Raw genomic sequence first — 19,446 nt, forward strand, 5'->3', positions numbered from 1 at the left:
AACACATGCGCCAACCGAATTGAACCCTTCGTGCGCCGGGAGGATACTTCAATCAGGTGGCACGGAGGATCCTGTGGCGGAACTGCCCGGACAGGCACGCGTGGTGATCATCGGCGGCGGGGTGGTCGGGGTCTCGTCGCTCTATCACCTTGCAAAGGCGGGTTGGACCGACTGCGTCCTGCTGGAAAAGAACGAACTGACCGCCGGATCGACCTGGCATGCGGCGGGCAACGTCCCGACGTTCTCGACGTCCTGGTCGATCATGAACACGCAGCGCTATTCGACCAAGCTCTATCGCGGGCTCGGCGCCGCGGTCGACTACCCGATGAATTACCACGTCACCGGATCGATCCGGCTTGGGCATTCCGATCAGCGTATGCAGGAGTTCGCTCGTGCCAGGGGGATGGGGCTTCACCAGGGGATGGAGCTTGAGATCCTGTCTCCCGGCGAGATCCGCGAGAAATACCCGTTCATCGAAACTCACGATCTGAAAGGGGCCCTCTATGATCCCGCCGATGGTGATATCGATCCGGCGCAGCTGACCCAGGCGCTCGCCAAGGGCGCACGCGACATGGGCGCGACGATCGTGCGATTCTGTCCTGCAACCGGGGTGAGCCGAAAGGATGGCGAGTGGATCGTTCACACCAGCAGGGGCGATATTCGCTGCGAAATCGTGGTGAACGCGGCGGGCTACTACGCTCAGCGGGTGGGCGAATGGTTCAGGCCATACGGAGGCCGGACTGTTCCTATGATGGTCATGAGCCACCAGTACATGGTGTTCGACGAGGTCGAGGCGGTTCGTAGTTGGTCCGACGAGTTTGGCCACAAGCTGCCTTTGTTGCGGGACGTGGACACCTCGTACTACCTGAGGCAGGAGAAAACGGGCTTCAACCTCGGCCCTTACGAGCGACATTGCCGGGCGCATTGGGCGGCTCCGACAGACCCGATGCCGGAGGATTTCAGCTTTCAGCTCTATCCTGACGATCTCGACCGCTTGTCCTTCCAGATCGAGGACGCAATGGCCCGGGTGCCGGTGCTAGCCGAGGCCGGACTCTCGAAGGTCATTAACGGACCAATCCCCTACGCGCCCGACGGCAATCCACTGATCGGGCCGATGCCCGGTGTGCCCAACGCTTTCGAGGCCTGCGTGTTCACCTTCGGCATCGCCCAAGGCGGCGGCGCGGGCAAGGTACTGGCGGAATGGATCACGGAAGGCCGGACAGAGTGGGACATGTGGTCCTGCGATCCGCGACGCTTTACCGACTTCACCGATCATGACTACTGCATCGCCAAGGGGATGGAGGTCTACGGGCACGAATATGCCATGCACTTTCCGTGGCATCGCTGGCCAGCCGCGCCGGATCGGAAGGTTTCGCCGGTGCATGAGCGGGTGCGGGAACTTGGCGGGCAGATGGGCGTCTATGCAGGCTGGGAGCGGGCCAACTGGTTCGCGCGACCGGGCGACGATATTTCGGAGGAGAGTACGCAAACCTGGAATCGTGCGGGCCCGTGGGAGCCCCGCATCCGCGAAGAATGCGAAGCGGTTCGCGATGCGGTCGGCGTGCTCGACCTGCCGGGCTTTTCTCGTTTCCACCTGACCGGTGCAGGAGCGGGCGAGTGGCTGCTGGGCAAGATTTCCGGCGGGCTGCCGAAACCGGGGCGTCTGTCGCTTGCCTACTTTCCCGACGAGAGGGGCCGGATCGTCACCGAGATGTCGGTCGCCTGCAATGGCGAGGACGACTTCACGCTCATTACGGCTGCCACGGCGCAGTGGCACGATCTTGAGTGGCTGACGCGCGACTTGGCGCCGGGTGTGCTGTTGGTGGATCGCACGAAGGAGTTGTCCACGCTTATCGTCACCGGCCCCGAAGCGCGCGCGCTGTTCGAGGCCATCGGAAGCGAGGCTGACTTGCACCCGCCATGGCTCAGCCATCAGCGCGCGGTTGTCGCTAAGCAGGAATGCACGTTGGCCCGCGTATCCTTCGCGGGAGAGCTGGGTTGGGAAATACACGCGCCGACCGCTAGCGTTCCCGCAATCTACGAGGCCGTGCTCGGGGCGGGCGCCAGGCCCTTCGGCATGTTCGCCCTGAACAGCTTGCGGATCGAAAAGGCATACCGCGCATGGAAGGGCGATCTCTCGACGGATTACAGCCTGCTCGAAGGTGGGCTCGAGCGCTTTGTCCACTTCGGGAAACCGCAGGACTTTCCGGGAAAGGCCGCGCTTGCGGCTGAACGGCAAAGAGGGGTGACCAAACGCTTCGTATCTCTTCTGGTCGACGCCGGTCCTGCGGACGCGCCGTACATGTCCACGCTCTGGCACCGCGGCGAGGTGGTGGGTGAAACGACCTCGGGCGCATGGGGCTACCGCGTCGGTGCTTCGATAGCGCTCGGGATGTTGAGGGCCGATCTCACTGCGCCGGGAACGGAAATAGAGGTCGACATCTATGGAGCGTGCTACCGCGCGGTGGTGCAGCCGGAGGGCCCATTGTGGGATCCCTCCAACGCGCGGCTGAAGGTGTGAGGGATGGCAACGCTAAGGGTGGGTGCCGGACGGCCCGCCGGGCGCCCCCGTGCCGCGCGCTCCGAGATCGAAGAGTTCGGTTTGGGGCGTTGGCCGCGCGAATGCCTGGGTCCTTAGTGCGGATGGAAACCTGAAGGGGGACGGATGTGAACGCCAAGATCGACCAGATCCCGCATACGCGTCGGAGCGGGGGACGCGCTGCACGGCATGCCTTGCGGACCGCACCTAGGACCGAGGACCGCCGCGCGGTTCGGCCCGGGCTTGTAGGCGGGCAGTACAACCCGCTGTCGGAGGTCGAGGTCGCGCGGATCCACGCAGCGGCGCTTGACGCGCTGGAACAGGTCGGCCTCAGCCAGGCACCTGCGTCAGGCGTGGAAGCCATGACGGCGGCTGGCGCGAGGCTTGGCGACGATGGCAGGCTGCGTTTCCCTCGTGCGCTGGTCGAAGACATGCTCGACAGGGCCGCCAAGGGTTTCCCGCTTTACGGCCGCGATCCGCAGCATCACCTGGATCTTTCGGGCACCCGGGTCCACTACGGCACTGCTGGCGCTGCGGTGAACATCGTAGATCCGTTCACCGGCGAATACCGGGCATCTACCGCCCAGGATCTCCACGACTCGGCCCGGTTGGCGCATCACCTCGACAACCTGCACTTTTTCCAGCGGACCATGGTCTGCTGTGACATCGCCGATCTCGTGGAATTGGACATCAATACGCTTTATGCCTCGGTCGCGGGCACGACCAAGCACGTCGGGACCTCGTTCTCGGATCCGGCGAGCGTCGCGCCTGGGATCGAACTCCTACACCTCATCGCCGGGTCCGAAGCCGCGTGGCGGGCCCTGCCGTTCGTGTCGCTCTCCAACTGCTTCGTCGTCCCGCCGATGAAGTTCGCGACCGAAAGCTGCCTGACCATGGAGGCCTGCATCCACGCCGGCATGCCGATCCTTCTGCTCTCGGCCGGTCAGGCTGGCGCCACCGCACCCGCGCCGATCGCGGCGGCCATCGTGCAGGCTGTGGCAGAGGTGTTGGCCGGTGTCGTCTACGTGAACGCGATCAGCCCAGGCCACCCGGCGGTCTTCGGAACCTGGCCCTTCGTTTCGGACCTGCGGACCGGGGCCATGTCCGGCGGTTCTGCCGAGCAAGCGCTGCTCTCAGCCGGTTGCGCGCAGATGCACCGGTTCTACGGCATTCCCGGCGGCGCTGCAGGGGGCATGAGCGACGCGAAGACGCCCGACATGCAGGCCGGCTGGGAACAGGGGATCACAAACGTGATGGCCGGGCTCGCGGGACTTAACATGGTCTACGAGTCTGTGGGCATGTATGCCTCGCTGCTGGGGTTTTCCCCCGAGGGCATGGTGCTCGGCAACGATCTGATCGGTCAGGCGCAGCGCTGCGTCCGCGGGATCGAGGTGACCGAGGACAGTCTCTCTATCGAGGTCATGAAGTCCGTCTGCCTCGGCGATGGGCCCGGGCACTATTTGGGCAGCGACCAGACGCTAAGGCTGATGGAGAGCGAGTATCTCTACCCCGAGATCGGCAACCGGATGTCTCACAAGGACTGGGCGGATGCCGGGCGCCCTGAGCTGCTCGCAACGGCGCGCGCAAAGGTGCGGCAGATCCTCGATGCAGCGCCTCGGCAGGTGTCGGAGGACATCGACCGCGCCGTCCGGGCACGTTTTCCGGTCAGGTTCGGTGCAGGTGGATGAGGGGGGCGTATGAAGGTCGGTTTCATAGGACTGGGAAGCGTAGGCGCCAAACTCGCGGGCAGTCTGCTGCGCAACGGGATCGAACTGACGGTGCACGACCTCGACACCGCGGCGGTCAAGGCTTTCGTCGACCGTGGCGCTTCGTCGGGCAAGGGGGCGGCCGAGGTGATGCGACGCTCAGACGTGGTGATCACCTCGCTGCCGTCCCCGGCCGCCTGCGACGCGGTGCTGATGGACGTGCTGCCCGAGATGAGACCAGGCAAGACCTGGGTCGAGATGTCCACCACGGACCCCGACGAGATGATACGTCATGGCGAGCTTGTCTCGGAAACTGGTGCGCACGTGGCGGAATGCCCGGTGTCCGGAGGTTGCCACAGGGCTGACACCGGAAACATCTCGATATTTGCAGGTGGAGAGCGGGCGGCGATCGAACACGTCATGCCGATTCTGCGCGTGATGGGGCGGCGGATCCTCCACACCGGACCGCTCGGCTCTGCATCGAAGCTGAAGGTGATGACCAACTATCTTGCCACGGTTAACCTTCTGTCGCTGTGCGAGGCGCTGACCACCATGAAAGCTGCCGGCCTGGATCTCGGCACCACCTACGAGGCGATCCGGATCAGTTCCGGCAATTCCTTCGTCCATGAAACCGAGAGCCAGCTGATCCTTTCGGGGTCGCGCGATGTGAACTTCACCATGGACCTCGTCCAGAAGGACATCGGTCTGTTCCAGAAGCTGGCTGAAACGCTCCGGATCCCCCTCGAGATCTCGCCGCTTATCATCGATATCATGACCGACGGGCAGCGCCGCTGCGGGGAGCGCGCCCAGTCCAACCGGATCATCGAACGTCTCGAGGAGGCTACGGAGCTCGAGATCCTGTACCCCGGTTTTCCGCATGTGCTCGTCGACGAAGAACCCGAGGCCCTAGGCAGCGAAGTCGCGCGGCAGCGCGATGCTGATGCGCCGGAGGATCGGTGACAGATCTTTGAGCACGACGCGACAGTCGACAGCTCAGCGATGCTGGATGGCGCCCCGGATTGATGTCCTGGAGGAATGAGCAAGCTTTACTTCGATCGGAGGGACATCCCACCGCGCAGGAGAGAAGTCGCATCGGTTCCCGGGATCAGCTCCTTGCAGGCGCCCAGCCGGCCTTGTCTAGCGCAGCTCCCGCGACCCAGAGAATGTCCTTCGTCGCCTTGTGCCGGATGAATGCCGCGAGCGGGTCGAAACCCGGAGCGGCTTGAGCCATTTTTGGCCAACGCGGCCCCGGCGGGCTCGGTATCTCCAGAGATCGCATAAGCATTGCAACCACCGCAGCGTCGAGACGTTCCCTTACAGTGCCATAGTCCATTTCCGCGAAGTTTCGCCGGTAGGAATAGCTGCCATATACGCAGAGGTAGCTGCTCATGTTGGCGACATCTTCATCGGCGGCAGTTCCCTGAAGATCTACCGATAGCGTGCCGTGGGGTGGCCGATCTCGGTCGCCACTGCTTGCTGCATCGCGATCAGTTCCGGCAGTCGGGCCGCGCGGTCATAGGCATTGGTCCAGACCACGCGGCCGGTGGCGATCTCGACCAGTTGTGTGGCGAAGTGGACGCTGTCGGCGTCGCTGCGGACAATGCCGGAGACGACAAAGCCGACACCGAGGTACTGTCCGACCTCTGACGGGGTTCGGCCGCTAAGGTCGAGGCCGATGGGCCCGGCGTACAGGCGAAAGTCCTGATACCGCCGCAAGCTGTCGGTCAGTTCAAGCGTGATCCCGGCGGCGAGGTCCCGGCTTTCCTCGGAGTCGCCGAGCGGCCGGAAGGGCAAGGCGACCAGTGCAGGTTCGAGCGGTGTCGCCGGCCTGTTCCTGGGCCAGAGGTGGCCAAGCGCCACGTCGGCGGCGCGCCTCGACACGGACCACGGGATCGGTCTTGCTGTCGAAGGTCTCTTCCCGCCGCATGACCTCGGTGGCGACCGTGTATCCATTGATGCGGTCGGAGCGACCCTCCGTCGTCTCTTTGACGACATAGCGCAGGAAATCCATCCGCCGGCGGCTGTGCTCGTATGTCCGGCCTTTTGCGATGCGCTCTAGTTCCGCGCGTACGTCGGTGTTCGACGGCGCCACGGCGGCAGCCACAAGCCGCTTTGTATGAAGGCCAGCCAATGGTCTTCCACAGCTACGACATGGTGCCCATGCTGTTCTCCGACGTGGACGACGTGGACTGGGAGCGCGACTCGTGGCTTCATTTTACCGAGGACGAACCGACGCCGGGTGTGATCCGGCTTTAGCCGTGGAAGGCGGTTTTCAACATGCGCGGCGACAATGTCGCGCGCGGGGTCTGAAACCCCGGCCTCCGAGCTGGGCTGGCGTGGACTGACGAAATACTCGGCAACCGTCCTGCAGATATCCAACTAGTGGGAAAACCCGATGGAGCGCTACGACATCTTCATTACTACTGGCGGCGAGAACCACTGGGCGATGCCCTTCTTCGGCGAGGAACTGAAGACGGTGGCGGACAGCTACAAGCAGTACCCGCCGCACAGGCTGCAGTCCGAGACCTAAACCGGGCCGACCACGATCTACCGCACCCAGGCGATCATCGCGTTCGCGAAAGCGTCGCCGACGCCGGTGCCGAGACCTGCGTACCCATGCGGGACCGGATCGCCGCACTCGACGACGATGGCACGCTCTGGTCCACTTCCAGGCGCTCTACGCACTGGATGTGCGCGCGAGATGGCGGCGCTTGATCCATCGAGCGTGACCTCGGATGTACTTCGGGCGGCTGGCGATGGCGACATGGACAAGGTGATGGCTGGGGGCGAGGATAGGCTGCTAGACATCTCGCATCCGGGTTTGACGGCCGAGGAGTTCAAGGGCAGCCCACACGGGAGGCTTTTCGTCGGACTTTTTCAGAGAATTGAAATTTATATTACATTTTCATGAAATACTCACCTAGAAATTGGAATTGATTTATTTTTATTGTCTATATCTACTTGGGTAGCCGAAGCGATTCGGCTCAACTTGTAAGGACCTAAATTATGAAGAACATCACTCTTTCCCTGGCCATGGTGGCCACCTCCTTCACCCTGGCTTTTGCTCAGGCCAGCGAAGCGCAGATCACCCAGCTGCAAAGCGAGATCAACGCTGCACAGATCGACGTGCAGGTCCCCGAAGGCGTGACCGAAGAGCAGATTGCGCAGGTCATGGGTCTGCTCGAGTCGAGCCAGGACACCGACTATCTGACCAATGAGGTCAAGAAGGTCCTGGGCCTCGAATAACCTGAAACCGCTCTGCCCGGCGGTATATGTGCTGACCCGCGCCACCCGCCTGGGATTCGGGTGTTGCAGAGGGCTGATCTTGCCGGGCAGGGCCATTCCGTCGCCGGTTTCGCAGGTGCGCGCCCGGCGACGGATCCGAACAATCTTGATCCTACGCGACGCATCCCACGGCATCGAGGGTTTGGACCGGGTCGTCCGGCGAACAGGCTTCGCCCGAAATCGGGTAGGTTTCCTGCGGTCCGCAGCCTGCCAGAATTGCGCAGATGGCCGGGATGACCGCGAATGCCATCAGCGTGCGGTAGCGCCGTTTATTCTCAACCACTTCCATTTCTCCTTTAGTGTTCTTCCGGCAGCCTACTTCCGACCCGATGCCTCTGCCTTGATCAGGATCATTCGGTAAGTGCCCGCGTCCATAGGGCGGCAACCACATTGCGAGGTCACTGGTCCTCGCCCAAAAAATCGGCCCGTATCAGTAGCAGAACGAACGTTGCGGCAGCCGGAGATGGAAATATGCCGTTACCGCTGAGGCGACCTTAACTTCCGGTCTATCTTCGAGCGGTATCGCGCGATCCGAGATAGTCGCTCGGCGTCGTGCCTGTCTGTGACCGGAAGAACCGCGTGAAGTGGGAGTTGTCAGCGTAACCGAGTATCCGGCCGATCTCGGCGACCGTATGCTTTCCTCCGTGCAACAGTTCCTTTGCCCGGTCGATCTTGTAGCGCTTCAACTCACGCGGGATCGTCGTTTCGTGCCGTTTGAGGGCCTTGGCGAGCCGGTCTTCCGCGATGCCGAGCGCGGCGGCGACGTCGGCGGGACCGACGGTCCCCAGGTCTTCGCGTGTGCTGAGGACGGAGCGTAGTGCCGCTATGACAGAGACTTCCTGTGATGGCTCGTCGAACCGCGCCGGCGTTGCCCGGCTGACGAAACGTAGGTCCCGAAACAGCCAAGAAGCGGGGAAGCGGAAGGACAGATCGTGTTCGCTGCCGCGCGCGATCGTGTGACCCGCGTAGTTCGGGGGGATCGCCTCGACATAGGCGCTTCGCACCGTCACTTCGGCCGGGTTCCAGTCCGGTCCGGCGACCGCATGGAAGAGGCGGGAGTAATGCGAGACGCCGAAGCCCATGGCGTGGGCGGGGCTCACCGCGGGTGGATGCAGGCGATATACCCGGTAGACCGCGGTCTCGTCGCCGATCGTCAGTTCGTGCCGGACCGAGCTTGCTTCTTTCGGAACCTGCCGGATGAAGTTGGTAAAGAACTCCGCCAGCGTCTTCGATGTCTTGGCGGCATTGGCGAACACCGGCCAGCCGGCAAGATTGTGGTATTCGCCGACATGCACGCCGAGGTAAGGGTCGTTCGCCGCATCTGCGAACGCGTTCAGCAATCCGTAGAGGATCTCGGCATGGACATAGACATTCGGGTCCTTGAGGGACGGCAGCTCCAAGCCCATGGACTCGACCGGTCCGGACATGTCGATCCGGGACGCTGCCAGGTACTCGATGAACGGCGAGACCTGGATCAGTCGAATGAAGCCTTCCTGCGGCTCGTTCTGTGGGCTCTTCTGCGGCACGGACACCTCTCGTGGCCAGCAGGATACAACAATGGCCACGCGAGTATGGCCACTTTTGCAGAAGACTTGCAAAGTTTTCCATGAAAGTGGCCGTCGTGCGAACCGCGGCCTTGCTAGGCTGGGTGAGGAAAGTTCCCCCAAGGAGACCGCAGATGCCCAAGACACCACGCCTCTTAGCGCTAGCCGTCGCGCTTGCGTCGCCATCGCTGATCGCCGGCCCGAGCAATGCGCAGGAGAATGAGCCCGCTCCGATCCTGTTCACGAATGTCGACGTCTTTGATGGATTTGGGCCGGACCTGATTGAAGGCGCGAACGTGCTGGTCGAAGGCAATGCCATCACCCAGGTTTCGACCGATCCGATCGAGGTCGAGGGCGCGTTCGAGGTTGACGGCACCGGAAAGACGATGACGCCCGGTCTAATCGACATGCACCAACACGTGATGCTGAATGCGCCCGAAGGCACCGCTGCGTATCAAACCCGTTGGGATGACGCAGCAGGTGGGGCGATCGCCATCCAGTACATGAACGATCACATGCTCATGAAAGGGATCACGACAGTACGTGACATTGCGGGTGATCCTCTGGATGTCGCCAAAGCCATCGACATGGGGCTTATCCGGGGACCACGCATCTTCTCATCGGGGGGCGCCATTGGCCAGACCGGCGGCCACAGCGATTGGGCGGCCAGAAACGTCCCGCCGCACACGCTCGAGAACGGCCTGGATATGGGACAGGCGACGTCGAATACATGGGTTGTCGACGGTGTTGACGACGTGACCCGCGCGGCACGGCTGAACTTGCGCCGTGGCGCAGCATTCCTCAAGGTGATGGGCGGCGGCGGCGTCGCCAGCGAGTTTGATCCCCTTGAGATCCTGGGCCTGGCCGAAGACGAAGTCGCGCGTGCAGTTGAAATTGCACGGGATAACGGCACCTACGTGGCGGTCCATGCCTATCACGACGAAAGCTACGAAAGGCACCTTCGTCTTGGCACCCGATCCTTCGAACATGGCTTCCTGATCTCGGAAGACATGGTCAAGAAGATGGTCGCCAAATACAACGAAACAAAGGACATTGTCTGGAGCTTCCAGTGCTACATGAGCGTGAAGTCCTTTGGCAGCTATGAAACCATGCCTGAGTTCTTTACGCATGAACAGAAGCTCAAGGGCGTCGCAGCAGGCGAAGGCGTGCGCCGTATGTCCAAGTGGATGAACGAGTACGGCATGTTCATTGTGGGCGGCTCAGATATGTTCAGCCCGGGGCTTGTTGAAAAGATCAAGGAAGACCTGACCTGCAACGTGGAGGCTGGATTCTCGCCCGCACAGGCGCTCAAGCACTGGACCGGCAATGCCGGGATCGTGCTGGCATGGTCCGGCCCGAAAGCTCCGTATCAAACATACCATCTCGGTCGAATTGCGCCCGAAAGCTATGCCGACATCCTGATCTGGGACGGAAACCCGCTTGAGGACATCAACCTCATCCTCGACGAGAGCAAGCTTCAACTCGTCATGAAGGATGGCCGCGCGTACAAGAACACTATGGTCGATAGCGACAGCGTCATGTACCGGCCGGCGGTAAGAGAACCAGGCATTTACCCGTGAGGATCATGAGGCACGGCGTGATCCGCAAGACCACGTCGAGCTGAGATCCGGAATGGCAGCGGCGGCTCAGGTCGCCCTGTCGGACGCCGATGATATCGAGCGATGAACCATGCACCGACAAGGCCGATCCGGGCATATGCACGTTTTCAGGAGCTCTGGTAATGAAGCCGAAGCTCTCGGCCAACCGGAAAGCGGAAAGTTCGCTTGATGGCGCTAGGGGGCTCGGCGGCTCGGTCACCTTCGGCTTTGCGACCGGAAAGCTACTCAGGGGAGCCCGGCTGCCGTTGCCATATCGCTGGCCCTTCCGCGAACAGGATAGAAACATGCGCGCAATTGCACTTGCAGTGATCACGGCCTTTCTTTCCGCTCCGGCATGGGCCGGCCCGCCGCTCGACTGGGCGGAACTTGTCGACCAGGCGGCTCAGACCTACGAGGATCCGTACCTCGATCTGACATTGGAGCAACTCGAGGCTGTGCGTACGGTCGCGCGATTTCGAGCGTCTGGAGAGGCCGGGGCAAAGGTGTCTCCGGACGCTGCGCAACGCGCGACTGCGGCGGAGGCGGCGCTGGAAGGTGCCGGGATCGACGTCGACTGGATCATCTCGCAGCGCTGGGTCGTGGCCGAGCGCCGGGAGCGGGCGGCGATAGCGGGCAACGCGGCGCTTGACGGGGAGGTCGTGACGCTTGCGGGCTTTGCAATCCCCGCGCCGCCCGACGCGGACGGCGAGCCAACTGCCTATCTGGTGCCTGAGCGCGGCATGTGCAGCCACATGCCGCCGCCGCAGCCTAACCAGATGGTGCAGATGAGCCTGCCGGAAGGCTGGACGCCTGAGACGATCCATCAGCCCGTACTGGTGACCGGCGCGCTGGCGATCGATCCCTCGGCGCGTGAGATTGTCGTCGTCGACGGTGTCGTGCCGATGCGGGCGACTTTCGCAATGGAGGTCAGCGAAGTACAGACGCCCTTCCGCCCGGCGCCCGCCTCCGAGATGACGAACCCTTGGGTGGACCAGCTTGCCGATAGATTGCGCGCGTCGGGGGTGATCGATGTCGAGTAGCGTCGGGTTGATCCGTCAGGGCACGCGGCTCTGGCCTACGCTGCTCGCCGCAACCCTTTTTGTGGCTCAGGCCTCGGCTCAGGAGGGCGGCTTGTCCGGCCCGTCTTCGGTGGCGGCCGAACTTGCGCCTGGTGACGGTCTCACCGATCCGCAGTACCGATCAGACTTCCCGCGTGGCGGTCTGCCGGGCCTTTACCGCTGGAAGGGGGATCTCGCCGAGCGCGGCTTCGCCTTCAAGCTGGACTACCTGTCGCTTGGACAGGTGTCGACCGCTGACCTTGGAGCTGGCGAGGCCGCAGGCGGCATCGCCCGCGCCTACGGAACCTGGCAGGCGACCGAGAACGGTGCGCTCACGTTCAAACTCGAGAACCGGCACAGCTATGGAGATGTCGCGCCGCAATTCTTCGGCCTCGACGGTGGCGCACTCGCCATCTCCGGGACGGCTTTCAACGACAGCGGCACGCTGCTGACCAACCTGTTCTGGACCCAGCGCGCGCCTGACCGGTCTTGGACCTTTCAGATCGGCCAGATCGACGTGACGGATTTTCTGGACGTCTACGGCGCCGTCAGCCCCTATACCGCGTTCCAGAACCTTGCATTCAACACAAACCCGACGATCAACGCGCCCAACCCCGGGCTCGGCATCGCCGGCGGCTTGGCACTCGGCAGCAATTTTTACGCGGTCGGCAGTCTGGCCGACGCGAACGCCGATCCCTCCGAGCCCGATTTCGACGTGTTCAGCGACGGGGATCTCTTCAAGAGCGTCGAGATCGGCTACACCAGCGATCTGGATCGGATCTACTTCGACAACATCCACCTGACCGTGTGGCACTCAGACGCCGCCGACGACGGAAGCCGGGCCGAGGACTACGGCGCCAGCCTCTCTGCCGCATGGTTCATCGACAACGAATGGCTGCCCTTCCTGCGCGCAGGTGTCTCGAAGGGCACCGCAGCGCTCTACGAGCGATCGCTTTCGACTGGCGTGGCCTGGTATCGCCGTAACACCGACCTCGCGGGCATCGGTCTGAACTGGGCAGGGGCGGACGGGATCGACGGCACCCAGTTCACCGCCGAGGCGTTTTACCGCTTCTCGATCTCGCCGGGTTTCCAGCTAACGCCATCGGTGCAACTCATCTCGAACCCGCTGCTCGACCCCGCGCAGGACCAGATCACGATCGTCGGGCTGCGGACGCGGATCGCGTTCTGACCATGCGGTGGTGACCTCGGCTACCATTCCACTCGCTTCAGCGCGCGGCGCGGTTGCCCGGCCAAATGCATGTGATCAGTTGATTTGTGGATTGCCGCGTTGAAATCGTTCGGCCCACCGGATCTAATCGCGCAAAGACAGCTTGCCAATTTTCTTCGGCACAATGCCTGAGGGGCAGGGGGGCGCATGAACCTGAAGACGCGGCTGGCGGCGCAGGAGCCGCTGTTGGGCACGTTCCTCAAGACGCCCCATCACGTTTTGGTCGAAGTGCTTGCGGGCACGGATCTGGATTTTCTCGTGCTGGACGCCGAGCACGCGCCCTTCACCCTGGCCGAGATCGACCGCTGCATTCTTGCGGGCCGGGCCTCGGGTCTTCCGGTGCTGGTGCGGCTGCTCGACGACACTGCAGGCTCGATCCTTCGGGTGCTCGACATGGGCGCGGCGGGGATCGTCGTGCCCCATGTCGGCTCGGCGGCGCAGGCCGAGGCGATCGTCGCCCGCACGCGCTATGTTCCCGGCGGTCGTGGCTTTGCGGGTACCAACCGGGGCGGCGGTTATGGTTCCATTCCGGCGGCGGACCTGGTCGAGCGGGCGGAAGGCACGGTGATCATCGCCCAGATCGAGAGCGAAGCCGCCGCCGCGAACGCGGCCGAAATCGCGCGGGTCGATGGCATCGACGCCTGTTTCGTGGGCCGCGCCGATCTTGGCGCTTCCATGGGAATCTTCGGCGCGGGGCACGCGCGTGTCGCCGAACTGACGCGGGCGGTGATCGACGAGACGGTGGGCGCCGGGAAATCCTCGGCGCTGTTCGTCGGAAGCGCGGCAGAGATCCCGGAGTGGCGCGACGCAGGCGCGAACGTCTTCCTGCTGGCGAGCGAGCACAAGGCGATCACCAGCTTTTTCAAGGACATCTGAGCGGATCCGCCTGGCGAACGGGGAGATGTCCGAACTGAACATCCCGGGCTTTTCCCCAAGGCTCGTCCGCCTCTAGGATCGCCTAAACAACGCCCGAGGGAGGACACTGGATTGACCATCGATATGCGCGCGCCGCTGCGGCAGCCATTGCTTGACCGCCGCTTGCGCCTGGGGTTCGTGGGCGGCGGCATCGGCGCCCTCGTCGGGGACTGGCACTCGGCGGGCGCGCGGCTCTCAAACCATTGGGAGATCGTCGCCGGTGCCCTGTCCTCGGATCCCGAACGGGCGCGGGCCTCGGCCGCGCGCTGGATGATCCCCGAGGATCGCAGCTATGCCGATTTCGCCGAGATGGCCCGCGCCGAGGCGGCGCGGCCGGACGGGATCGACGCGGTATCGATCTGCACGCCGAACTGGACGCATTTCGAGATCGCCAAGGCGTTCCTCGATGCCGGGATAAATGTGATCCTCGACAAGCCGATGACCACGCGGCTCGACGATGCCGAGGCGCTGGCGCTCCATGGCCGCGACGGCGGGCCGAAGCTCTACATCACGTATCCGTTCGCATTCCACGCCATGGTCCGGCAAGCGCGGCACATGATCCTGAACGGCGATCTGGGCCGTATCCGGCAGGTCAATGTGGAGTACCTGCAGGAATGGGCGACCGAAGCCCCCGATCCTTCGATCAAGGGGCGGGCCTGGCGGATGGACCCCGAGAAAGCCGGGCGATCCTCGGCGATGGGGGATATCGGCACCCATGCCTACCACCTGCTGCACTACACCACCGGGCTCGACATCGACGCGCTGCGGGCCGATTTTCATGTCTGCGGTGCGCCGAAGGACCTGGAGGACACGGCCTACGTCAACCTGCGGATGGAGGGCGGCGTGCCCGGTCTTCTCTGGGTCACGCAGGCTGCGCCGGGGCAATACTGTGGCCTCCGGATGCGGATCTGGGGCGAGAAGGGCGGGCTGAGCTGGGACCAGGAGCATCCCGAACGGCTGGTGCACACGCCGCTGAACGAGCCCGAGCGGCATATCCTCCGCGGCAAGGGCGTCGGCCTCTGCCCCGAAGCGGAGCGGCTGGTGCATCTGCCGCGCGGCCACCCCGAGGCGCTGAGCGACGCCTGGGCGAACCTATATGCCGAGATCGGCGTGGCGATCGCGGCCGAGGTTTCCGGCCAGCCCCTGCCCGAGGGCCTGGTCGAACTGCCGACCGGGATCGACGGTGCGCAGGGCGTACGGTTCATCCACGCCTGTGCCGACAGCCACGAGGCTGGCGGCACCTGGGTGGATTTCGGGCGCACGGCCTGAGCAATACGGCGGGGCAGGGGGCGGCGTTCTCAACCGCTTTGCGCATCGGCCGGCACGTCTGCCTAAGGTCGATCGGTCAGTGATGGGCGATCGTCACCGGGCCTCGAGGAACGGCCTTTCATGGGCCTGGCGCTAGCCTCCCGCAACGCCCGCGACATTGACATAAAGCGCGTAGACCGAGTGGCTGGCGGCCATGAACAGGCGGCTGTTGGCGCGGCCTCCGAAGCAGAGGTTAGCGCAGCGTTCGGGCAGGGCGATGCGGCCGATGGGCGTTCCGTCCGGGGCGAAGATCATCACGCCGTCAAGATCGTCCGACCCCATGCCCCAACCGCACCAGAGATTGCCGTCGACGTCGACGCGGAACCCATCCGGCGTACCGGGACCGGCGTCGATCAGCACCCGTTTGCCACTCAGCGTCTCGCCGTCGTGTCCGACGTCATAGGCGAGGATCTTGCGGGTCGGAACGCCCCGCGACTCGACGATGTACAGCAGGCTTTCGTCCGGCGAGAATGCCAGCCCGTTCGGCCCCAGGATGTCGTCCGCCACGACCGAGAGCCGACCGCTCTCCGGCTCGAGCCGGTAGACGTTCTGACCCAGTTCCGGCTCGGACCTGTGGCCCTCGTAGTTGCCGAGAATGCCGAATGGCGGGTCGGTGAACCAGATGCTGCCATCCGACTTCACGACAACGTCGTTGGGCGAGTTCAGCCGCTTGCCCTTAAAGTTGTCGGCGAGCACGGTGATCGTCCCGTCGTACTCCGTCCGCGTCACCCTGCGGGGGCCATGCTCGCAGGTGATCAGCCGGCCCTGGCGGTCGCGCGTCTGGCCGTTCGAGAAACTCGACGGCTCGCGATAGGCGGAGACCTGGCCGGTCACCTCGTCCCAGCGCATGATCCGGTTGTTGGGAATATCGCTCCAGAGGAGGTAGCGGCCGTCGCCGAACCAGACCGGGCCCTCGGACCAGCGGCACCCAGTGGCCAGCCGCTCGACGCCCGCCAGGGGCAGCCGGTACTTGTCGAAGCACGGATCGAGCGAGATGACGGACGGATCGGGATAGCGGCTTGCCGGTTGCCAGCTTGATGCATGATTTCCCTGGTCCGTCATGGTTCCGCCCTCTCCCCTGATGTTGCGCTTTCCTGACTAAGGCACCTACTGCGCCTGGGCAACATTGGGCTATACGGCGCTCAGATGATCTCGTCCTCGTCGAACATCGGATCGTCGGCCAGTTGCGTTGCGTGACCGTCCAGCGCGCCCTCGGCCTTGGCGAAGGCGCCGACCCGGGCCAGGTGAAACACCGCGTCGCCTTCGTTGACCACAGGCATCACTGCCCGGCCGACGATGATGCCGTCGAACGGGGCCACGATCTCGTTCTCCTGGTCGCCGAACGGATCCGATACCGAGCCCAGCACCTCGCCCTCGCGCACCGCGTCGCCGTCGGAGCGGAAGCAGCGGAAGAGCCCGCCCATCGGTGCGCGTAGCCATCTGCTGGAGGCGCAGAACTGCGGTGGCGCCTTGGACGCTGTGACGCCGCGGCCCGAGATCATCCCAAGCGAACGCAGGACGCGCAGGATGCCGACCTGACCGGCGCGCACCGAGACCTCGTCGAACCGCAGTCCCTCGCCAGCCTCGTAGAGCAGGATCTTCGTACCCAGTTCCTGCGCCGCGCCGCGCAAGGAGCCTTCCCGGATCGGCGATTGCATGACGATCGGCGCGCCGAAGACGTCGGCGAGGCGGCGCATCTCCTGATCTTCGGGCGAGACGCGGATCTGCGGGTAGTTGGTGCGGTGCACCGCCGCCGAGTGCAGGTCGATCCCGATGTCCGAGCGCGAGACGACCTCAGACAGGAAGAGGTGCGCCAGCCGTGCCGCGAGCGATCCGCCCTCGCTGCCCGGGAACGAGCGGTTCAGATCGCGCCGGTCCGGCAGGTAGCGGGACTTGTTGATGAAGCCGAAGGAATTGACGATAGGCACGACGATCAGCGTGCCCTTGAGGCCCCGCAGGCCCGGCGACTTCAGCAGACGGCGGACAATCTCGATGCCGATGACCTCGTCGCCGTGGACGCCCGCGCTGACGAAGACCGTCGGCCCCTCGGCCTTGCCGTGGATCACGTGCGCGGACATGGTCACGGGCGTGTGGTCCGAGAGCGAGCTGACGGGCAGGTCCACCGTACGGCGGCTGCCGGCGGCTACGGTCTCCCCGCCGATCGCGAACGCGCTTCGTTTTGCTGTCACCGGGTATCCTCGCTCGTCCCGGAGCCTGTCTCCGGCAAGGCGAAAAGCTTTCGCAGACGGCCGGGGGAAATCAATACCCAAACCGCGAGGGGTCAGCCCTCGGCGTGGTGGCAAGCGATGCGGTGGCCGCCGCCTGCAGTGCGCAGTTCGGGTACTTGCCGGGCACAGAGATCGGTGGCGAGGGGGCAGCGCGGGTGGAAATGGCAGCCCGAGGGCGGCGAGAGCGGGCTGGGGATCTCGGACGAGGGTGGCGGCGCGGTATGGGCGCCGGGTTTGGGCCGAAGGCTGGGTGCCGCACCCAGCAGCATCCGGGTATAGGGATGCGCGGGCCGCTCGTAGAGCGCCTTCGTCGGGGCCAGTTCGACGATCCGGCCGAGGTACATCACCGCGACCCGGTCCGAGATGTGCCGCACCACCTGCAGATCGTGCGCGACGAAAAGGATGGTCAGCGAAAGATCCCGTTGCAGGTCCTTCAACAGGTTCACGATCTGCGCCTGCACCGAAAGGTCGAGCGCCGAGACCGCCTCGTCGCAGACCAGGAAACGGGGCGTCAGCGCCAGGGCACGGGCGATGCCGATGCGCTGCCGCTGGCCGCCCGAGAACTGGTGCGGGTAGCGGTCGGCGAAGGCCGCGGGCAGGCCGACCATCTGCATCAACTCGTCAACGCGGGCGCGGCGCTGGCTGGCACTCAGCCGGCCCTCGACGACCAGCGGTTCCGAGATGATCCGGCGCGCGGTCATGCGTGGGTCGAGCGAACCGAACGGGTCCTGGAACACGATCTGCATCTCGCGACGCAGTGCCTGAAGGTCCTTGCCGCGCAATCCGGCGATCTCGGTCCCGGCGAAGCGGATGCTGCCGCGTGTCGGGTCCAGCAGGCGGATCAGCATGCGGCTGGTCGTGGTCTTGCCAGAGCCGCTTTCGCCGACAAGCCCGAGCGTTTCACCGGGGGCGATGTCGAAGCTCAGCCCGTCCACCGCCTGCACGCTGCCGGTGGAGCGGCCGAACAAGCCGCTGCGGACCGGGAAGGATTTGCCGAGGTCGCGGACCTCCAGAAGCGGGGCGTTCATGCGGTGAGCTCCGTGTGGGGGGCAGGGGAACGGGCGTCCAAGTCGTCCAGCCGGAGACAGGCGGCGTCGTGGGCGGGGCCAACGGGTTCGACCGGCGGAACGGTTGTGTGGCAGCGGTCCTGCACGTAGGGGCAGCGGGTGGCGAAGCGGCACCCGGCGGGGAAGGCGGCGGGCGTGGGCACCTGGCCCTCGATTGCGGGCAGGCGCGCGACGCCATCCTCGAGGCCGAGCGCGCAGGCGATCAGCCCTTGGGTGTAGGGATGCCGAGGCGCGTCGAAGAGGGTGTCCGCCGGGGCGGTCTCGGCCTGTCGGCCTGCGTACATCACCATGATCCGCCGCGCGAAGGACGCGACCAGCGGCAGGTCGTGGCTGATCAGCATGATCGCGACTCCGGTCTCGTCCTGCAGGCGGGTCAGCAGGTCGATGATCTGCCGCTGGATCGTGGCATCAAGGGCCGTCGTCGGCTCGTCCGCGATCAGCAGCCGGGGACGGCAGGCCAACGCCATCGCGATCATCACCCGCTGCCGCATGCCGCCCGACATCTGGTGCGGATAGTCTGCGATCCGGCGCTCGGGGGCAGGGATGCCGACCTGGCGGAACAGCTCGATCGTGCGATTACGGGCCTCGACGCGGGACAGGCGTTCGTGACGGCGCAGCACTTCCGAGACCTGCTCGCCCGTGGTGAACACCGGGTTCAGCGCGGTGGCGGGTTCCTGGAAGATCATCGATATGTCGCGGCCGCGGATCTCGCGCAGGCGCTCGGGCCGGAGTTCGGCCAGCGCCAGCCCGTCGAAGCGGATCTTGCCACGGGTCATCGTCATGGCGCGCGGCAGCAGACCCAGAAGCGACAGTGCGATCATGCTCTTGCCGCTGCCGGATTCCCCGACGACGCCCAGCCGGTCGCCGGGGGCGATGGAAAAGCTCACCCCGTCCACGATGTCGATGGCACGCGCGCCGGTGCCCAGCGTGATGGTCAGGTCCGAGACCTCGAGAAGCGGTGCGGTCATGG

At 64.6% G+C, this 19,446-nt stretch carries 20 protein-coding genes; 11 read left to right on the plus strand and 9 right to left on the minus strand.

All coding sequences use genetic code 11. From position 1 onward, the window contains the following. The first annotated feature begins 73 nt into the window (after nucleotides 1–73). The 3 genes from ACW9UR_RS05485 to ACW9UR_RS05495 all read left to right on the plus strand — a co-directional run bounded on the left by ACW9UR_RS05485 (nucleotide 74) and on the right by ACW9UR_RS05495 (nucleotide 5,205). Nucleotides 74–2,521, plus strand: a complete 2,448-nt coding sequence (locus tag ACW9UR_RS05485; RefSeq protein WP_458915914.1) for a GcvT family protein — start codon at nucleotides 74–76, stop codon at nucleotides 2,519–2,521. 146 nt (nucleotides 2,522–2,667) lie between these two features. Then, a complete protein-coding gene (locus tag ACW9UR_RS05490) occupies nucleotides 2,668–4,227 on the plus strand; it encodes a trimethylamine methyltransferase family protein (RefSeq protein WP_458915915.1) in 1,560 nt (519 codons plus the stop codon). 9 nt (nucleotides 4,228–4,236) lie between these two features. Continuing rightward, nucleotides 4,237–5,205, plus strand: a complete 969-nt coding sequence (locus ACW9UR_RS05495) for an NAD(P)-dependent oxidoreductase (protein ID WP_458915916.1) — start codon at nucleotides 4,237–4,239, stop codon at nucleotides 5,203–5,205. A 145-nt stretch (nucleotides 5,206–5,350) separates the two neighbouring features. Here the strand turns inward: ACW9UR_RS05495 and ACW9UR_RS05500 are convergent, their stop codons facing one another. Further along, a complete protein-coding gene (locus tag ACW9UR_RS05500; protein ID WP_458915917.1) occupies nucleotides 5,351–5,635 on the minus strand; it encodes a hypothetical protein in 285 nt (94 codons plus the stop codon). A 38-nt stretch (nucleotides 5,636–5,673) separates the two neighbouring features. Then, nucleotides 5,674–6,126 carry a hypothetical protein gene (locus ACW9UR_RS05505; protein ID WP_458915918.1) on the minus strand — a complete coding sequence of 151 codons (453 nt, stop codon included), beginning with the start codon at nucleotides 6,124–6,126 and terminating at the stop codon, nucleotides 5,674–5,676. 249 nt (nucleotides 6,127–6,375) lie between these two features. Between ACW9UR_RS05505 and ACW9UR_RS05510 the strand changes: the two genes are divergently transcribed. After that, nucleotides 6,376–6,501, plus strand: a complete 126-nt coding sequence (locus tag ACW9UR_RS05510; RefSeq protein ID WP_458915919.1) for a hypothetical protein — start codon at nucleotides 6,376–6,378, stop codon at nucleotides 6,499–6,501. A gap of 139 nt (nucleotides 6,502–6,640) precedes the next feature. Then, nucleotides 6,641–6,775 carry a hypothetical protein gene (locus tag ACW9UR_RS05515; RefSeq protein ID WP_458915920.1) on the plus strand — a complete coding sequence of 45 codons (135 nt, stop codon included), beginning with the start codon at nucleotides 6,641–6,643 and terminating at the stop codon, nucleotides 6,773–6,775. A gap of 17 nt (nucleotides 6,776–6,792) precedes the next feature. On the opposite strand, the gene ACW9UR_RS05520 is transcribed toward ACW9UR_RS05515, so the two are convergent. Continuing rightward, nucleotides 6,793–6,930: a hypothetical protein gene (locus ACW9UR_RS05520; RefSeq protein WP_458915921.1), complete on the minus strand. Its 138-nt coding sequence runs from the start codon at nucleotides 6,928–6,930 to the stop codon at nucleotides 6,793–6,795. A gap of 321 nt (nucleotides 6,931–7,251) precedes the next feature. Here ACW9UR_RS05520 and ACW9UR_RS05525 point away from each other — a divergent pair, with 321 nt between their 5' ends. Beyond that, nucleotides 7,252–7,491, plus strand: a complete 240-nt coding sequence (locus ACW9UR_RS05525) for a hypothetical protein (RefSeq protein ID WP_458915923.1) — start codon at nucleotides 7,252–7,254, stop codon at nucleotides 7,489–7,491. 151 nt (nucleotides 7,492–7,642) lie between these two features. On the opposite strand, the gene ACW9UR_RS05530 is transcribed toward ACW9UR_RS05525, so the two are convergent. Both ACW9UR_RS05530 and ACW9UR_RS05535 read right to left on the minus strand, forming a co-directional pair. After that, the gene (locus tag ACW9UR_RS05530; protein WP_458915924.1) at nucleotides 7,643–7,819 is read right to left on the minus strand and encodes a hypothetical protein; all 177 of its coding nucleotides are present in this window, start codon (nucleotides 7,817–7,819) and stop codon (nucleotides 7,643–7,645) included. A 217-nt stretch (nucleotides 7,820–8,036) separates the two neighbouring features. Beyond that, nucleotides 8,037–9,056, minus strand: coding sequence for a helix-turn-helix domain-containing protein (locus ACW9UR_RS05535; RefSeq protein WP_458915925.1), 1,020 nt, complete (start codon nucleotides 9,054–9,056; stop codon nucleotides 8,037–8,039). 152 nt (nucleotides 9,057–9,208) lie between these two features. Between ACW9UR_RS05535 and ACW9UR_RS05540 the strand changes: the two genes are divergently transcribed. The 5 genes from ACW9UR_RS05540 to ACW9UR_RS05560 all read left to right on the plus strand — a co-directional run bounded on the left by ACW9UR_RS05540 (nucleotide 9,209) and on the right by ACW9UR_RS05560 (nucleotide 15,142). Further along, entirely contained in the window at nucleotides 9,209–10,654 is a 1,446-nt protein-coding gene (locus ACW9UR_RS05540; protein ID WP_458915926.1) for an amidohydrolase family protein, read from the plus strand. 323 nt (nucleotides 10,655–10,977) lie between these two features. Further along, nucleotides 10,978–11,712: a DUF3299 domain-containing protein gene (locus ACW9UR_RS05545; protein WP_458915927.1), complete on the plus strand. Its 735-nt coding sequence runs from the start codon at nucleotides 10,978–10,980 to the stop codon at nucleotides 11,710–11,712. After that, a complete protein-coding gene (locus ACW9UR_RS05550) occupies nucleotides 11,702–12,919 on the plus strand; it encodes a carbohydrate porin (protein ID WP_458915928.1) in 1,218 nt (405 codons plus the stop codon). The genes ACW9UR_RS05545 and ACW9UR_RS05550 overlap by 11 nt, the downstream gene beginning before the upstream one ends. Nucleotides 12,920–13,105: 186 nt before the next feature. Next, on the plus strand, nucleotides 13,106–13,834 hold the full coding sequence (locus ACW9UR_RS05555) for an HpcH/HpaI aldolase family protein (RefSeq protein ID WP_458915929.1): 729 nt from the start codon (nucleotides 13,106–13,108) through the stop codon (nucleotides 13,832–13,834). A 111-nt stretch (nucleotides 13,835–13,945) separates the two neighbouring features. Continuing rightward, the gene (locus ACW9UR_RS05560; protein ID WP_458915930.1) at nucleotides 13,946–15,142 is read left to right on the plus strand and encodes a Gfo/Idh/MocA family protein; all 1,197 of its coding nucleotides are present in this window, start codon (nucleotides 13,946–13,948) and stop codon (nucleotides 15,140–15,142) included. A 132-nt stretch (nucleotides 15,143–15,274) separates the two neighbouring features. On the opposite strand, the gene ACW9UR_RS05565 is transcribed toward ACW9UR_RS05560, so the two are convergent. The 4 genes from ACW9UR_RS05565 to ACW9UR_RS05580 form a co-directional block, all read right to left on the minus strand. Then, entirely contained in the window at nucleotides 15,275–16,243 is a 969-nt protein-coding gene (locus tag ACW9UR_RS05565; protein WP_458915931.1) for an SMP-30/gluconolactonase/LRE family protein, read from the minus strand. Nucleotides 16,244–16,323: 80 nt separating this feature from the next. Continuing rightward, a complete protein-coding gene (locus tag ACW9UR_RS05570) occupies nucleotides 16,324–17,370 on the minus strand; it encodes a succinylglutamate desuccinylase/aspartoacylase family protein (RefSeq protein WP_458915932.1) in 1,047 nt (348 codons plus the stop codon). 92 nt (nucleotides 17,371–17,462) lie between these two features. Then, nucleotides 17,463–18,437, minus strand: a complete 975-nt coding sequence (locus ACW9UR_RS05575) for an ABC transporter ATP-binding protein (RefSeq protein WP_458915933.1) — start codon at nucleotides 18,435–18,437, stop codon at nucleotides 17,463–17,465. Next, the gene (locus ACW9UR_RS05580; RefSeq protein ID WP_458915934.1) at nucleotides 18,434–19,444 is read right to left on the minus strand and encodes an ABC transporter ATP-binding protein; all 1,011 of its coding nucleotides are present in this window, start codon (nucleotides 19,442–19,444) and stop codon (nucleotides 18,434–18,436) included. Before ACW9UR_RS05580 ends, ACW9UR_RS05575 begins: the two co-directional genes overlap by 4 nt. Nucleotides 19,445–19,446 lie beyond the last annotated feature (2 nt).

Source organism: Halovulum sp. GXIMD14794, from assembly GCF_054457455.1.

Bases quoted from the DNA above. Each gene is read 5' to 3' on its own strand.
- ACW9UR_RS05555 (WP_458915929.1), top strand. From the start codon at position 13,106: ATGAACCTGAAGACGCGGCTGGCGGCGCAGGAGCCGCTGTTGGGCACG.
- ACW9UR_RS05500 (WP_458915917.1), bottom strand. From the start codon at position 5,635: ATGAGCAGCTACCTCTGCGTATATGGCAGCTATTCCTACCGGCGAAAC.
- ACW9UR_RS05510 (WP_458915919.1), top strand. From the start codon at position 6,376: ATGGTCTTCCACAGCTACGACATGGTGCCCATGCTGTTCTCCGACGTG.
- ACW9UR_RS05545 (WP_458915927.1), top strand. From the start codon at position 10,978: ATGCGCGCAATTGCACTTGCAGTGATCACGGCCTTTCTTTCCGCTCCG.
- ACW9UR_RS05565 (WP_458915931.1), bottom strand. From the start codon at position 16,243: ATGACGGACCAGGGAAATCATGCATCAAGCTGGCAACCGGCAAGCCGC.
- ACW9UR_RS05575 (WP_458915933.1), bottom strand. From the start codon at position 18,437: ATGAACGCCCCGCTTCTGGAGGTCCGCGACCTCGGCAAATCCTTCCCG.
- ACW9UR_RS05550 (WP_458915928.1), top strand. From the start codon at position 11,702: ATGTCGAGTAGCGTCGGGTTGATCCGTCAGGGCACGCGGCTCTGGCCT.
- ACW9UR_RS05525 (WP_458915923.1), top strand. From the start codon at position 7,252: ATGAAGAACATCACTCTTTCCCTGGCCATGGTGGCCACCTCCTTCACC.
- ACW9UR_RS05515 (WP_458915920.1), top strand. From the start codon at position 6,641: ATGGAGCGCTACGACATCTTCATTACTACTGGCGGCGAGAACCACTGG.
- ACW9UR_RS05540 (WP_458915926.1), top strand. From the start codon at position 9,209: ATGCCCAAGACACCACGCCTCTTAGCGCTAGCCGTCGCGCTTGCGTCG.
- ACW9UR_RS05495 (WP_458915916.1), top strand. From the start codon at position 4,237: ATGAAGGTCGGTTTCATAGGACTGGGAAGCGTAGGCGCCAAACTCGCG.
- ACW9UR_RS05580 (WP_458915934.1), bottom strand. From the start codon at position 19,444: ATGACCGCACCGCTTCTCGAGGTCTCGGACCTGACCATCACGCTGGGC.
- ACW9UR_RS05530 (WP_458915924.1), bottom strand. From the start codon at position 7,819: ATGGAAGTGGTTGAGAATAAACGGCGCTACCGCACGCTGATGGCATTC.